The following is a 13,454-nucleotide window of genomic DNA, read 5'->3' as shown; positions in this document are numbered from 1 at the left end:
AGTGGCCCAACCGGGGCACGCGGTTCCTGTGCAGACTCACAGCGTCCGGGAAAACACTCCGGCCGGCCGCCCGACCGCCCGGCCGTCAGCGCGGGACGCGCGCCGCCCGCAGGGCCAGCGCCCAGCCCAGGCGCGCCTCACCGGACTCGATGGACCAGCCGGTGATCTCCGAGATCCGCTCCAGCCGGTTGAGGATGGTGTTGCGATGGCAGTACAGCCGTTCCGCCGTGCGCGGGGCCGAGCAGCCGGTGGCCAGCCAGGTGGCCAGCGTGTCCATCAGCAGCACGGCGTCCGGTCCGCACTCCGGGACGCCGCCCAGATAGCGGGCGAGTATCCGGTCGGCCATCTCGGCGTCGTGGGTGAGCATCGCCTCGACCAGACGTTCGTCGAGTTCCGCCACCTCGCCGCTGTGCGGGGACAGCGTGCCGAGTGCGCGCTCCGCCAGGCGCAGCGCGGTGTCCGCTTCCGCGAGGCTCTGGAACGGCGGTGACATGCCGACAGCTCCCAGGTGTGCGCCGCGCAGCACGGCGGCCAGCTTCGCCGATTCGAACGACGCCAGGCGCACGAGGCCCGTGCTGCGTGCGGCTCGGGTGCGCCAGAACGACCACAAGTCCGCCTCCTTCAGCACGGGTTCGGGGGCGGCGGGGTCGGCGGGGTTCTGGTCGATCACCACGACCACGTAGGCGTCGGCGACCGGGATCCCCAGCGCGGCGGACGCCGCCGCGGCCACGGCGGGGTCGTTGCCGCGCCCTTCGAGGAGCGCTTCGAAGTAGGCGCCGCGGCGGGACTCCCTGCGGTGCTGGAGTTCGAGTTGCGCGAGGCGGTACGCGTCCGACATCACGGTCGAGAACCGGTCGATGGCCTCCCAGAGCGCTCCGGCGACCTCGAGCGCGAGGTCCTGTTCGCTCGCGGGGCGGCCCCGGAGCGGTTCCGTCATGGCCTGCCACAGGACGCGGCCACCGCGCCGGTACGCCATGAGCACGGTGTCCAGCGGCATCCCCTGTCCGGCCCGGCGCCGTCCGGTCTCCGTGGCCGCGGCCGTGAAGTCGTCGGCGCCCGCGGGCATCCGGCCGAAGTCCTTGACGACGAGGACGAGGTTGTCGCGGCAGATCGCGCTCAGGTCGGCGAGGGAGACCGGGCTCCCGGAGGCGTAGAGCGGGCTGTGCGCGCGGATGTCGGACACCAGCCGCGCGGTGATGCCGTCGATGTCGTCCAGGAGGGCGGACGCCAGATGGCGGCGCAGTCGGGCCTCGTCCTGTGCCATGCGCGTCCCTCCGGGTCCGGTCGGCGGCAGCCGTGGTGGCCCCGGCGCCGGGTTCGAGAATGCCCTACGCCGCGAGGTAGTCGTGCACCGGCTCCATCGGGGCCAGGGTCAGGTCCGTGAGGATGTGGCTCGCGGAGATGACCTCCAGGACGGGAAGGTCCGCGAGCGGTGCCATGACGTGGGCGGACAGCTGGAGGCGGGCCGGTCCCTGGTAGGCCGCCTTGACCGTGACGTCGGTGATCCGGGTGCGGACGAGGCTGCTTGACCGGATCTGCCGGTCGAGGCCCGGGACGATCTTGACGGCGTAGGTCGGCACCGTGATCTGCTCCCGGGCCAGGTCCTTGTCCAGGGGCTCCCACTTGTAGGGCATCGTGGCGGTGGCCACCCGCTGGGTCCCGTAGTCCAGGGTGCCGACGAGGGCGCCGTGATCGGCGAACAGGGCCGGGGATCCGATCGTCTTCGGGTAGGCGCTCAGCTCACGGCCGGCCGCGGTGGCGCCGAAATTGTCCAGGTGCATGACGTGCAGGTATTCCCCGTGCTCGGCGCCGAGGCGGACGGGGACGACCTGACCGCACTCCAGATAGGGGCCGTAGCCCTCGACGTCGCCCATCTTCATGATCTCGAAGCGCACGAGGGGTTCGTCGATCTCCAGTGGTTCGGGGACGACGGCGCGCAGCGCCTCCGGGTCGGTCCGGTACAGGACGTTGAAGTACTCACGGTCCGTGAAGCGGGTGGCCCGGGGCGGATAGACGGGGGTGGTCAGCGGGGTGGTGACGTGGCGGCGGACCTCTTCGGCGCGCATGGGCGGTCTCCTGGGCGACTCGTCGGGCTGACTGCATCGGCTGGGACACGTCGGCATGGCGGCTTCGGCGGCACATGCGATACAGTCTGTATCGGATACATCATGTATCCGATGGGTGGTTCTCCGCAAATCCGGACCGACGCGCCCCGCGGCACCGCCCCCGCACCAATGGAAGAAGATCGTCATGCCTTTCACCCTCCCCACCGACCCGGCGTCCCGGCCGGTCACCGTCATCGGCGCCGGGACCCTCGGGCGCCGTATCGCCCTGATGTTCGCGACCCGTGGCGGTTCGGTCCGCGTGTACGACCCGGTACCCGAGGCCGGGCAGGCGGCGTGCGCGTACGTCGAGGAGCACGTGGCCGAGGTCGCCGCGGGCATCGAGGACGGCACGCCCGGCACCGTGTCCACGACCACCGACCTCGCCGCGGCGCTGGCCGGTGCCTGGCTGGTCGTGGAGGCGGTCCCCGAGCGCCTGGAGCTGAAGAAGCAGATCTTCGCCGACCTGGACAAGGGCGCGGACGCCGACGCGATCCTGGCGGGCAATTCGTCGTCGTACCCGACGAGCGCGTTCATCGACCACGTCACGCACCCCGAGCGCGTGCTCAACATGCACTTCTACATGCCGCCCGCGCAGAGCGGCGTCGACCTGATGTCGAGCGGCCACACCGACCGGGGCGTGCTCGATCTGCTCCTGCGCGAACTGCCGCACTACGGCGTCTTCCCCTTCGAGGCGCGCCGCGAGAGCACGGGCTTCATCTTCAACCGCGTCTGGGCGGCCATCAAGCGCGAGGCCCTGTGCGTGGTCGCCGAAGGCGTCTCGACACCGCAGGACGTCGACGCGATGTGGATGATCAACATGGGCGGCGTCGCCGGACCGTTCCGCACCATGGACCACGTCGGCCTGGACGTCGTCCTGGACATCGAGAACCACTACGCGGCCGAGAACCCGAACCTGCCGAGCGGGCCCCGCGAGCTGCTGCGCGGCTATGTGGAGGCCGGGCACCTCGGGGTGAAGAGCGGACGCGGCTTCTACGACGACTACGACCGCGCGAGCTGACCGTGGCGGGTTCCCGGGCGTGACCGGCCGTCGCCTACGCTGGCCACGCACGGCGCCCCGCCTGCGAAGTCTTCCCGAAAGAGCCCCGACGTGCCGAAGTCACCGACCAAACGCCGGCCTCTGACCCGCGCCGCCCTCTCGGAGAGCGCCTGGGCCCTGTTCCGGGAGAAGGGGTTCCACGCCACCACCATCAGCGACATCGTGGAACGGGCGGGGCTGACCCGGGGCGCCTTCTATTCCAACTACCGGGACAAGGAAGAGCTGTTCCTCGCCCTGTACGACGAGCACACCGACCGGCTCCTGGCCGGCCTGGAGGCCTCCGGCACCGGAGAGGCGTCGGACAAGGATCCTGTCGCGCAGCTCGGTGAGCGCATCGCGGGCCGTACGGCCGAGGAACGCCGATGGTTCCTGGTCTCCATGGAGTTCACGCTGCACGCGGCCCGCACCCCCGCCGTCGCCGAGCAGCTGGCCGCCCACGAGGACCGTCTCGCCCAGGGGCTGACGGACGTGCTCGCCTCGGCCCTCGACGGTGCCGGAAGAGAGCCCTCGCTCCCGGCGGCAGAACTCGCGCGCCTGCTCATCGCCCTGTTCGAAGGGGTCACCGCCCACCAGGTCATCCACGGCAGAACCCGCCTGACGGAGAGCTTCACTCCCCTGCTGCTGCGCGCCCTCACCGCGCCCGCGGACCCCACCGCCTCCTGACCTGTCGGCCGCCTACGGTTGCCGCATGACGTCCTCACCCTCCCTGCTCCGCCTGCTGCGCGACGATCCGCGGGCGGCGGAACTCGCCACGTGGCCCTTCGACTTCGAGCCCGGGCCGGCCGGCGACGGGCGGATCACTCATGTGGAGCCGGTCCGCCTCGCCTCCGGCGAGCCTCTGGAGGCGATCGCCAAGGACGGCGGGGGCGGCACGTACTTCCTCTGCGGCAGCGGCGACGGGGAGGACCGGCCCGTGCTGTTCGCCGACTCCGAGGGCTCCGCCGGAATCGTCGGCGCCGACCTCCGTGCCGCGCTCCTGCTGATCGCCGCGCTGCCGTGCGCGGGGCAGGCGGTGAACCTGGAGCGCCAGGGGCACGTCATGGACGAGACGGCGCTCGCGGCGCTGCGGCAGGAGGAGGACGACGAGCTCAGCGAGGCGGCCGGCATGGAGGACCTGCCCGAGCGGAGGGCCGAGTTCCTCGACCGCCTCGGGCTGGTCCCGCCGCCCCTCACCGATCTGCTGGTGCTGGCCCGCGAGGCCGCCGCGCTGGACTCCTCTCACGTCCTCCTCAACGAGCACGGGGACGCCTACCGACAGGACTGACCCCGTGCCCACCGCGTCCGGTCCACCGGCCAGGGGCTAGGAAACGCCTCCCTGCTTCAGATGGCGGTCGAAGAAGGCGGCTGCGGCGTCTCCCGCGTGCTGGGGGACGCCGGTGTGGCCGCCCATGTTGGCGTTCAGTGTCTTCTCCTGCGAGCCGAAGGCGTCGAACAGGTCGAGGGCCGCCTGTCGGTCGTTGCCCTTGTCGTCCCACTGGAGCAGGACGTGGAGCGGCACGGTGACCTGCCGGGCCTCTTCGTGGATGGCGCGCGGGACGAAGCTGCCGGCGAAGAGGACGGCGGCCGCGATGCGCGGTTCGGCCACCGCCAGCCGTGTGCCGATGGCGATCACTCCCCCCGAGTAGCCGACCGGGCCGTCGATCTCGGGCAGGGCGAGGAGGGCGTCCAGGACGGCCCGCCATTCCGGGACCGCCTGGTCGACCAGGGGAAGGACGAGCCGGTCCACGATGTCGTCGGTGACCGGTTCGCCCGCCGCCAGGGCCCGGCGCAGGTCGGCGCGGGCCCCGTCGACGACGGCCGACCGGGGCCGGTCGCCGCTTCCGGGGAGTTCGACGGTGGCCGAGGCGAAGCCCTGCGCCGCGGAGTGGCGGGCCCGGGCCGCCAGCCGGGGGTACATCGTGTCGAGACCGCCGGGGTGTCCGAGCAGGATCAGCGGCGTCGGTGCCGGCGCGGAGGCGGGGGTCCACAGGATGCCGGGGATCCCGTCGAGGGTGAAGGCGCGCTCGACGACACCGTCGTCGAGACGTCGTTCAGAAGTGAAGTGCATGGTCGTGCCTTTCGGGAGTGCGCGGAAAGCGGCGCTCCCGGACGACCTATCGTCCGACCGTGGCTCCGGAGGAGAGCACCCAAGTGAATGTGTTCACGGGTACCACCTCCTCGTTCTCTCGCACGGCCTCCCGAAAGCTAGCACGGTTTCAGGCTCGGTCGGGAGCCGGTGCCGTGGACCTGCGCAGCCGGAGTTCGGGCTCGACGAGGATCTCGTCGAGGGCGACGGTGTGGTGCCCGATCAGCGAGGTGATGATGCGGCCGACGTTCTCCGCGATGCGCTCGATCGGCTGCCGGACCGTCGTGAGCGGCGGGCCGATGAAGTCGAGCACGGGCGAGTCGTCGTAGCCGACGAGAACACCCTGGTGGTGCTGGAGTTGGACACCGCGCCGGGCGGGGTCGCGCGGTTCGTGCCGGATCTCGATCTGGGGCCGGTCGAGGAGTAGCGGGAGGCTCCTTGCGGACCCTGCATGATGATGGGCATGAACACGGAAAGCTGTGAACCGGCCGAATGGGCTGCCCTCCGCGAGATCTTCGCGTCCCGTCCCGGGGCGCTGCCGCCCGCGGGCTGGGCGGCCGTGCGGTCCTTCGAGGCCGAGCACGGCGTCGTGCTCCCGGAGCCCTACCGCACGTTCACCGCGGAGATCTGCGACGGACTGCGCGCCGGACCGCCCTACTACGGTCTGCTGCCCTTCGCGCAGACGCCCTCGGACTGGGGCTCGCACCGCCCCGAACGACGGCTCGCCGAACCCTTTCCGCTCACGGCACCGTGGCTGTGGGAGGAGGACGAAGACGCTCAGGCGTGGTCGGAAGAGGAACTGGAGGCCCGCACCGACCTGGTGACCGACCACGGCTCACTGCTGCTGGGCACGGACGGCTGCGGCATGTACTGGCACCTGATCGTCACCGGCCCGCAGCGCGGGCACGTCTGGCTGATCGACGAGAACGGCGCCGTGCCCTTCGGCACCCGGCCGGGCACCTCCCTGATGCCGGGCACGAGCGGTTTCACGGGGTGGGTGACGCACTGGGCCGAAGGCCGTTCCTGGTTCGCGGACGAGTGACCCGGAACCGCACACGGCGCCTCCTCGCCCCCGCCCGTTCCGACCGCCTCCGGGCAACCGGATAAAGTGCGCGCGACGGCAGCCCGGTTGCCCGAGGAGGGGAAACGTGACCGACACCAGCGAGACCCGACCCACCGACAGTGCGGCGCAGCCGCCCCGGTCCGACAGCCGAGTGCGCCGGCTAATGCGCTACATCCCCCTGATCGCGCCCGTCCTGCTGTGGGCCGTGCCCTGCTGGGTCCTGCTGTACGCCGGTCAGCACTGGCCGTCGTCCGTGACGGTGGCGGGGACCGTGGTGTTCGCCGCCGGTCTGATCGGGATGCCGCTCGCGATGATGCGCGGCCACGGCCGGCGGCAGCAGGACGCGGCGGCCATCGTCGGGGACTCCCTCCTGGGCTCCAGCTGGGTGCTGTTCACCTGGTCCGTGCTGCTCGGCGTCCTGCTCCGGCTCGCCCTGGTCGTGGCCGGGGTCGGCGACGGGCAGGACCGGGCGCGGATCGTCACCTGGGCGGTCCTCGCCGTGACCGCCGTCCTGCTCGCCTGGGGGTACGTCGAGGCCCGCCGGGTACCTCGGGTGCGCCGCCTCGACGTGGAACTCCCCCGCCTGGGCGCCGGACTCGACGGGGTCCGCGTCGCGCTCATCACCGACACCCACTACGGGCCGCTCGACCGGGCCCGCTGGTCGGCACGGGTGTGCGAGACGGTGAACACCCTGGAGGCCGATCTGGTCTGCCACACCGGCGACATCGCGGACGGCACGGCCGAACGCCGCCGTGCCCAGGCCGCCCCGCTCGGCACCGTGAAGGCCACCGAGGCCCGCGTGTACGTCACCGGCAACCACGAGTACTACAGCGAGGCCCAGGGCTGGGTCGACCTGATGGACGAACTGGGCTGGGAGCCGCTGCGCAACCGGCATCTGCTGCTCGAACGCGGCGGCGACACCCTCGTGGTCGCCGGTGTGGACGACGTCACCGCCGAGTCCTCCGGCCTGGCCGGCCACCGCGCCCATCTCGCCGGAGCGCTGGACGGCGCCGACCCCGAGCTGCCCGTCCTGCTCCTCGCCCACCAGCCCAAGTTCATCGACCGGGCGGCAGCCGCGGGCATCGACCTCCAGCTCTCCGGGCACACCCACGGCGGCCAGATCTGGCCCTTCCACCACCTGGTCCGCATCGACCAGCCCGCGCTCGCCGGACTCAGCCGGCACGGCGCCCGCACCCTCCTCTACACCAGCCGCGGCACCGGCTTCTGGGGTCCGCCCTTCCGTGTCTTCGCCCCCAGCGAGATCACCCTGCTCGTGCTCCGCTCGCCGCAGGAGTCGCGCGCGTCGGCGTGACCCGCGTCGCCCGCAGCACCGGATCCACACACTTCACCGCCTCAACAAGCCCCACGTGAGACGGCATTGACGGATGGCCATCAAGAGAGAAAGGATCACCGGGCACGAAGCTGACAACGTTGTCGCACGAGAGGATCACGATGAGAGCGCTGAGACGCGTCTTCACCGCCTTGTTGACCGTCACCACCCTCGCGGCCTCCGCGGGAGTCGCGAACGCCGCGGCGAAGGGACCGTCGTTCGCCGGCGATCCGACCACGCTGGTCGACACCTCGGTCGGCAACAACGGTGACGGGACCACGTTCCCCGGCGCGGCCGCTCCGTTCGGCATGGTGCAGTTGAGCCCGGACACGCAGCTCAACAAGTACGCCTCGTACGACTACGCCCAGGACACCATCCTCGGCTTCAGCCACACGCATCTGTCGGGTGTCGGCTGCCAGACGATGGGCAACATCCGGTTCATGCCGACGACCGGCGCGGTCACCTCGTCGGATCCGGCGCAGTACGGTGCGAAGTTCAGCCACGACAACGAGACCCGCGCGCCCGGCTATTACGGCGTCACGTTCGACAACGGCATCAAGGCCGAACTGTCCGCGACCCAGCGGACCGGCCAGCACCGCTACACCTATCCCGCCGGATCCGGTCCCGAGAGCGTGCTCATCGAGGCCGGTGAGAGCAACGGCAGCACGTACGCGGGCGACATCAAGGTGGTCGGCGACGACACCGTGGAGGGCTGGGTCCAGGGCGGCAACTTCTGCGGCGAGACGGGCAAGGAGCGCTACCGCGTCTTCTTCAGCGCCAAGTTCGACCGGACGTTCTCGTCGTTCGGCACCTGGACCGACGGCACGCTGACGGCGGGTCAGCGGGAGGCGTCGCGCGGCAGCAAGCGGGCCGGTGCCTGGCTGACGTTCGACCGGGCGGGCGGCCGTCAGGTCGGTTCGTCGGTGGGTCTGTCGTACACCTCGGTCGACGGTGCCCGTCTGAACCGCAAGGCCGAGCAGCCGAAGTCGTTCGACGCGGCCAGGGCCGCCGTCCACACCGACTGGAAGGGCGAGTTGAACCGGATGCGGGTGGCCGGTGGCAGCCGCGCCGACCAGCGCACGTACTACACCGCGCTCTACCACTCGCTGCTGCACCCGTCGATCGGCTCCGACGTCGACCGCCGCTACCGGGGCTTCGACGACAAGGTGCACCGCTCGGACTCCACGTACTACCAGATGTTCTCGCTCTGGGACACGTACCGTTCGCAGAACCAGCTGGTGGCCCTGCTGCACCCGGACAAGGCCGCCGACATGGCCAAGTCGGTGCTGCGGATCTACGAGGACGGCGGATGGCTGCCGCGCTGGGGGCTCGGGGGCGGCGAGACGAACGTGATGAGCGGCGACCCCGTCACTCCGTGGATCGTCGACCTGTACAACCGCGGCCTGCTCGACGACCGCACCTCGCGCGGCCTGTTCGACGCGCTCTGGAAGAACGTCAACGAGGTCCCCGCGGACCAGTCGGCCTTCCGTGGTCGTGACGGCAACCCGACGTACGTGAAGAACGGCTGGGTCGGCTACCAGAACCTGCCGGGCTACAAGTTCGGCGACAGCCGGCAGGCGGGCTCGGCGACGCTCGAGTACGCGCTCGCCGACTGCTCGCTGTCCACGATGGCGGACGGTCTCGGTCACCGGGACAAGGCGGCGACGCTCGCCTCGCGGTGCGACAACTTCACCAAGCTCTGGGACTCCGGCGTCACGTCGCAGGGCTACACCGGGTTCCCCGTCACCAAGAACGCCGACGGCAGCGTCGCGGGCGACCCCGACCCCACCCAGTCCGGCGCGTTCCACGAGGGCACGGCCTGGCAGTACCAGTGGCTCGCCCAGCAGGACCCGCAGGCCCTCTTCGGCCTGATGGGCGGTCAGAAGGGTGCCGAGCAGCGGCTCGACACGTTCTTCGACATGCCGACCGTGCTCACCGATCCGGCGAAGGCCGCCTCGGACTCATGGGTGACGGGCGCGTACGACTACCACAACAACTTCGCGTTCAATCCGAACAACGAGCCCGACTTCCACGCCCCGTGGATGTACGCGTGGACCGGCGCGCCGTGGAAGACCTCGGCCGTGCTGCGGGCGCTGCGCACGCTGTTCACCGACGACGCGTACGGCATGCCCGGCAACGACGATCTCGGCGCCACCTCGTCGCTGCTCGTCTTCGCCATGGCGGGCGTCTTCGAGGCGCAGCCCGGGTCCGCGAACTACATCGTCTCGGCGCCCATGTTCGAGAAGGTCGAGATCCGGCCCGAGCACGGCCGCACGATCGCCGTTCAGGCGCCGGGCGCGAGCGCGTCGAAGCTCCAGTACGTGTCGTCCGTGCACACGCGGCAGGGCACGCTGAGCCGGAGCTGGCTGTCCCACAAGGACCTGCTGCGCGCGGGCACGATCAAGGTCAAGCTGTCCGACCAGCCGACGAGTTGGGGCGTGAACGCGGCGCCGCCCGCTCTGGCGAAGGACTGAGCCGACGGCGGTCCTGTGGCCCCGCCCCCATGGGGGCCACAGGACCCCTGCGTCTCCTACGTTCCCGAGACGACCGGTGAGTCGGTCCTGTCGCCCACCGAGCCGTGGGTCGCCGACTTCGGGACGGGCCGGTCGTGGCGCAGGGCCGTCCACACGCGGTGCGACGCCTTGTCGAGGGGCAGCACCCGGCCCGCGTCCTGCGGGTCGTAGGTGACCGGCATCGTGACCATGCTGGTGCGGTCGGGGCTGATGCCCTTCAGCTCCTCGGCGAGTCCGAGCAGCTTGTTCGCGGAGGCCAGGTCGGAGTCCGCGCTGATGCTCTTGGTCGCGGTGTCCGCCAGGGCGTAGGACTTGGCGGGGCTGCCGAGCGGGTCGACGGTGTCGGCGCGGTGGATCAGCGCCTTGACGAACGCCTGCTGGAGCTGGATGCGGCCCAGGTCGCTGCCGTCGCCGACACCGTGCCGGGTCCGGACGAGCGCGAGGGCGTCCTTGCCCTCGAGCCGGTGCTTCCCGGCGTCGAGGGAGAGTCCGCTGTTGTGGTCGCGGATGGCGCTGCTGGTGGTGATGTCCACACCGCCGAGCTCGTCGATGAGCTTCTGGAACCCCTTGAAGTCGACTTCGAGGTAGTGGTCCATGCGGAGGTCCGACATCTTCTCGACCGTCTTCACCGCGCAGGCGGGGCCGCCGAGCGAGTAGGACGAGTTGAACATGGCCTCGTGCGCCGCCGGGGCGGTGCCGCCGCCGGTCCTGTCGCAGGCGGGGCGCTCGACCAGGGTGTCGCGGGGGATGCTGACGACCGAGGCCTTCCGGTGGGTCTTGTCGACGTGCAGGACCATGGCGGTGTCGGCGCGGGCGCCGAGGACGCCGCTGCCGTACCGACCGTGGGTTCCGGCCCGGGAGTCGGAGCCGAGCAGGAGGATGTTCATGGCGCCGCCGCGCTGCTCGCTCGGCCGGTCGTCGCCGAGGGCGGCGTCGACGTCGGTGCCCTTGATGTTGCCGTTGAGGTGCTGCCAGGCGTAGGCCACGCCTCCGCCGCCGACCAGGGCCGCGCCCAGGGTGCCCCAGGCGATCCAGCGCAGGGCGCTCTTGCGCTTGCGGTGCCGGGAGCGGCGAACCCGTGCGGGCCCGTAGGCGGGCTCGACGGGCCGGTCGGCCGGGTGCGCCTGGTGCTCGTACCCGCTCTCGTGCGGCATGTCCTGCCCTTCTTCGGTGACCGGTGGCCTGTGGATCGGTGACCGGCGGCTCAGTACGCGGAGTCGACGTTGTCGATCGAGCCGTACTTGTCGGCGGCGTAGTTCGCGGCCGCGGTGATGTTGGCGACCGGGTCGGTCAGGTTGTTCTCGGTTCCGGCGACGTGGTACGCCTCGAAGGTGGGCTGGATCACCTGGAGCAGGCCCTTGGACGGGATGCCGTTCTGGGCGTTGACGTCCCAGCCGTTCACGGCGTTCGGGTTGCCGGAGGACTCGCGCATGATGTTGCGGTGCAGCCCGTCGTACGTGCCGGGTATGCCCTTGGCCTTCATGATGTCGAGCGACTCGCGGATCCAGCCGTCGAGGTTGTCGGCGTAGGTCTTGGCGGGCGCGGCCGCCTTCGCGGGCGCAGCGGCCTTGGCGGGCGCGGCGGTCTTCGCGGCCGGGGCGCTCTTGGCGGCGGGCTTGGCAGCGGGCTCGGCGGCCTGGGCGGAGCCGGGGACCAGCGTCAGCGCCATGGCGGCGGCACCCAGCGTGGCGGCACCGGCCGCGGAGAACCGGCGGAAGGGGGCGGTGCGGCCGGTGCGCGGCAGCGTCGAGGTGATGGCCATGCTGACTGAATCTCCAAGCGGTACGGGGAGCGGGGCGGGCCGATGCGGGCCGCCCCGGAACTTCAGTCAGAGTTAGCGACGCGTGGTGCGCGGGGCAAAGATGTGACCTACTACCCCGGTACGCAGAAGAGGCGGGGCAGTCGGACGTGAACCGGTCGTTTTCCGGTGCGGCGCGGCTACTACCGCGGGTCGCATGTGCCGTGGCTCATATAAGTGAGCTCACAGCGGGAGGGGTCGAATCACCGTGATCCGGGCGTTCCCGGCAGTCGGCGGTCGGGGGCTTCCGTCAGGTGTGGAACGCGTGTCCCGGGTTACTCCAGCAGGACGGCGCGCGCAGCAGTGAAATCCCTCCGGGGGTCTGCCGCGCCGAGGTTCTCCTGGTTCAGGCTGTAGCCAGGAGAACCGACCCCTGCTGCGGGCGGGGCGGTCAGTCCTCGTGCAGGTCGCCCCGCTCGCAGACGAGGGCGGCGACCTCACGGAGTTTGACGTTCTTCTCCTGGGAGTAGCGGCGCAGCACGTCGAAGGCGTCCCGCTCGGAGAGCTGGTGGCCGGCCATGAGGATGCCCATGGCCTCGCCGATGGTGTGCCGGCTGGCGACCGCCTGCTCCAGCTGCGCGTGTTCCCTGGCGCTGGCGAACGCCACGGCGGCGTGTGCGGCCAGCGCCCAGCCGGCCGTCTCGCTGACCTCGGTGAACGCGCCGGGCTCCCTGGAGTACAGGTTGAGGGCGCCGAGGTCCTCGTCCTCGGTGTAGAGCAGGAAGCCCATCATGCTGCCGATGCCGAGGGCCTGTGCCCGGGGCGCGTAGGCCGGCCACCGGACGCGCTCCTCGGTCAGGTCCTTGATGCGGAAGACCGGGTGACCCGTGCGGGCCGCGTCGAAGCACGGTCCCTCGCCCAGGTCGGCCTGCAGCGCGTCGCTGTCGTTGACGAGCTGCTCCGTGGGCGCGAGGGTCTTCGCCGTGCCCCGGCGCAGCAGCAGGATGCCCGCCGCGGTGCAGCCCTCGATCAGGTCCAGGGCGGCGTGGGTCACCTTGTCGAGCGTGCCGTCCACGGAGTCCTCCGCCAACAGCTCCCGCGCCGTCGATGCCAACCGCACGGCGAAGTCCTGCCAGTCCATGGGTCCTCCCTGCCCTTCGTGCCGGCTCCCAATCTCCCACGGCCGGCCGTGGTCAGCGCCGCGCCAGCCGCCGGGTACCGCCCTCCCCGTAGTCGAGGCCGTAGTGGGCGAAGACCTCTCGCTCCAGCTCGGCCAGGAGTTCTCCGTCGGTGTCGATGGACGGCGCGTCCTTCACCTGCTGCCGGGACCAGGCCACCTTCACGTGGGCGGGTGCCACGACCGCCTTCTCCAGCGGTACGAAGGTGATCCGCTTCCGTGTCGGCAGGCCCACCGTCACCGCCGCGAAGGCCGGCTGGTCGGTGGCTGTGTCCACGTAGACCGACTCCAGCGAGCCGATCTTGCGTCCCTCCACGTCGACGACGTCGTGATCTCTCCAGTCACGGATGTTCTCCGCCTCGAACATGTGAACCTCCGGTGGGCGATCAGTGTCCTTCCGCCTCCA

14 protein-coding genes are annotated in these 13,454 nt (G+C 71.1%); 6 read left to right on the top strand and 8 right to left on the bottom strand.

The window, feature by feature from the left end; genetic code table 11:
• Nucleotides 1-85: 85 nt before the first annotated feature.
• Entirely contained in the window at nt 86-1,264 is a 1,179-nt protein-coding gene (locus ABZ930_RS18640; protein ID WP_361548983.1) for a helix-turn-helix domain-containing protein, read from the bottom strand.
• Between the two features lie 64 nt (nt 1,265-1,328).
• A complete protein-coding gene (locus ABZ930_RS18635) occupies nt 1,329-2,066 on the bottom strand; it encodes an acetoacetate decarboxylase (RefSeq protein WP_361548981.1) in 738 nt (245 codons plus the stop codon).
• Nucleotides 2,067-2,250: 184 nt separating this feature from the next.
• Here ABZ930_RS18635 and ABZ930_RS18630 point away from each other — a divergent pair, with 184 nt between their 5' ends.
• From ABZ930_RS18630 to ABZ930_RS18620, 3 genes are all read left to right on the top strand, one after another.
• Entirely contained in the window at nt 2,251-3,123 is an 873-nt protein-coding gene (locus tag ABZ930_RS18630) for a 3-hydroxyacyl-CoA dehydrogenase family protein (protein WP_361548979.1), read from the top strand.
• A gap of 90 nt (nt 3,124-3,213) precedes the next feature.
• Entirely contained in the window at nt 3,214-3,825 is a 612-nt protein-coding gene (locus ABZ930_RS18625) for a TetR/AcrR family transcriptional regulator (protein WP_361548977.1), read from the top strand.
• Nucleotides 3,826-3,850: 25 nt separating this feature from the next.
• Complete coding sequence (locus ABZ930_RS18620; RefSeq protein ID WP_361548975.1) at nt 3,851-4,426, top strand: hypothetical protein; 576 nt, start codon at nt 3,851-3,853, stop codon at nt 4,424-4,426.
• 36 nt (nt 4,427-4,462) lie between these two features.
• Here ABZ930_RS18620 and ABZ930_RS18615 read toward each other — a convergent pair whose 3' ends face one another.
• Nucleotides 4,463-5,209, bottom strand: a complete 747-nt coding sequence (locus tag ABZ930_RS18615) for an alpha/beta hydrolase (protein ID WP_361548974.1) — start codon at nt 5,207-5,209, stop codon at nt 4,463-4,465.
• A gap of 148 nt (nt 5,210-5,357) precedes the next feature.
• Nucleotides 5,358-5,627 carry a substrate-binding domain-containing protein gene (locus tag ABZ930_RS18610; protein ID WP_361549033.1) on the bottom strand — a complete coding sequence of 90 codons (270 nt, stop codon included), beginning with the start codon at nt 5,625-5,627 and terminating at the stop codon, nt 5,358-5,360.
• Between the two features lie 51 nt (nt 5,628-5,678).
• Between ABZ930_RS18610 and ABZ930_RS18605 the strand changes: the two genes are divergently transcribed.
• The 3 genes from ABZ930_RS18605 to ABZ930_RS18595 all read left to right on the top strand — a co-directional run bounded on the left by ABZ930_RS18605 (nt 5,679) and on the right by ABZ930_RS18595 (nt 10,094).
• The gene (locus ABZ930_RS18605; protein ID WP_361548972.1) at nt 5,679-6,269 is read left to right on the top strand and encodes an SMI1/KNR4 family protein; all 591 of its coding nucleotides are present in this window, start codon (nt 5,679-5,681) and stop codon (nt 6,267-6,269) included.
• 106 nt (nt 6,270-6,375) lie between these two features.
• Nucleotides 6,376-7,602: a metallophosphoesterase gene (locus tag ABZ930_RS18600; RefSeq protein ID WP_361548970.1), complete on the top strand. Its 1,227-nt coding sequence runs from the start codon at nt 6,376-6,378 to the stop codon at nt 7,600-7,602.
• Nucleotides 7,603-7,742: 140 nt separating this feature from the next.
• The gene (locus ABZ930_RS18595) at nt 7,743-10,094 is read left to right on the top strand and encodes a GH92 family glycosyl hydrolase (RefSeq protein ID WP_361548968.1); all 2,352 of its coding nucleotides are present in this window, start codon (nt 7,743-7,745) and stop codon (nt 10,092-10,094) included.
• A 56-nt stretch (nt 10,095-10,150) separates the two neighbouring features.
• Here the strand turns inward: ABZ930_RS18595 and ABZ930_RS18590 are convergent, their stop codons facing one another.
• From ABZ930_RS18590 to ABZ930_RS18575, 4 genes are all read right to left on the bottom strand, one after another.
• Nucleotides 10,151-11,287, bottom strand: coding sequence for an LCP family protein (locus ABZ930_RS18590; RefSeq protein ID WP_361548966.1), 1,137 nt, complete (start codon nt 11,285-11,287; stop codon nt 10,151-10,153).
• 50 nt (nt 11,288-11,337) lie between these two features.
• On the bottom strand, nt 11,338-11,895 hold the full coding sequence (locus ABZ930_RS18585) for a transglycosylase SLT domain-containing protein (RefSeq protein WP_361548964.1): 558 nt from the start codon (nt 11,893-11,895) through the stop codon (nt 11,338-11,340).
• A gap of 427 nt (nt 11,896-12,322) precedes the next feature.
• The gene (locus ABZ930_RS18580; protein WP_361548962.1) at nt 12,323-13,012 is read right to left on the bottom strand and encodes a GAF and ANTAR domain-containing protein; all 690 of its coding nucleotides are present in this window, start codon (nt 13,010-13,012) and stop codon (nt 12,323-12,325) included.
• A 52-nt stretch (nt 13,013-13,064) separates the two neighbouring features.
• Entirely contained in the window at nt 13,065-13,415 is a 351-nt protein-coding gene (locus ABZ930_RS18575) for a PRC-barrel domain-containing protein (RefSeq protein WP_361548960.1), read from the bottom strand.
• Nucleotides 13,416-13,454 lie beyond the last annotated feature (39 nt).

It is taken from the genome of Streptomyces sp. NPDC046716 (assembly GCF_040645755.1).
In the GTDB taxonomy this organism is placed as follows: domain Bacteria; phylum Actinomycetota; class Actinomycetes; order Streptomycetales; family Streptomycetaceae; genus Streptomyces.
This window is presented reverse-complemented; position numbering and strand designations above follow the sequence as displayed.

Bases quoted from the DNA above. Each gene is read 5' to 3' on its own strand.
- ABZ930_RS18640 (WP_361548983.1), bottom strand. From the start codon at position 1,264: ATGGCACAGGACGAGGCCCGACTGCGCCGCCATCTGGCGTCCGCCCTC.
- ABZ930_RS18635 (WP_361548981.1), bottom strand. From the start codon at position 2,066: ATGCGCGCCGAAGAGGTCCGCCGCCACGTCACCACCCCGCTGACCACC.
- ABZ930_RS18630 (WP_361548979.1), top strand. From the start codon at position 2,251: ATGCCTTTCACCCTCCCCACCGACCCGGCGTCCCGGCCGGTCACCGTC.
- ABZ930_RS18620 (WP_361548975.1), top strand. From the start codon at position 3,851: ATGACGTCCTCACCCTCCCTGCTCCGCCTGCTGCGCGACGATCCGCGG.
- ABZ930_RS18615 (WP_361548974.1), bottom strand. From the start codon at position 5,209: ATGCACTTCACTTCTGAACGACGTCTCGACGACGGTGTCGTCGAGCGC.
- ABZ930_RS18605 (WP_361548972.1), top strand. From the start codon at position 5,679: ATGATGATGGGCATGAACACGGAAAGCTGTGAACCGGCCGAATGGGCT.
- ABZ930_RS18595 (WP_361548968.1), top strand. From the start codon at position 7,743: ATGAGAGCGCTGAGACGCGTCTTCACCGCCTTGTTGACCGTCACCACC.
- ABZ930_RS18590 (WP_361548966.1), bottom strand. From the start codon at position 11,287: ATGCCGCACGAGAGCGGGTACGAGCACCAGGCGCACCCGGCCGACCGG.
- ABZ930_RS18585 (WP_361548964.1), bottom strand. From the start codon at position 11,895: ATGGCCATCACCTCGACGCTGCCGCGCACCGGCCGCACCGCCCCCTTC.
- ABZ930_RS18580 (WP_361548962.1), bottom strand. From the start codon at position 13,012: ATGGACTGGCAGGACTTCGCCGTGCGGTTGGCATCGACGGCGCGGGAG.
- ABZ930_RS18575 (WP_361548960.1), bottom strand. From the start codon at position 13,415: ATGTTCGAGGCGGAGAACATCCGTGACTGGAGAGATCACGACGTCGTC.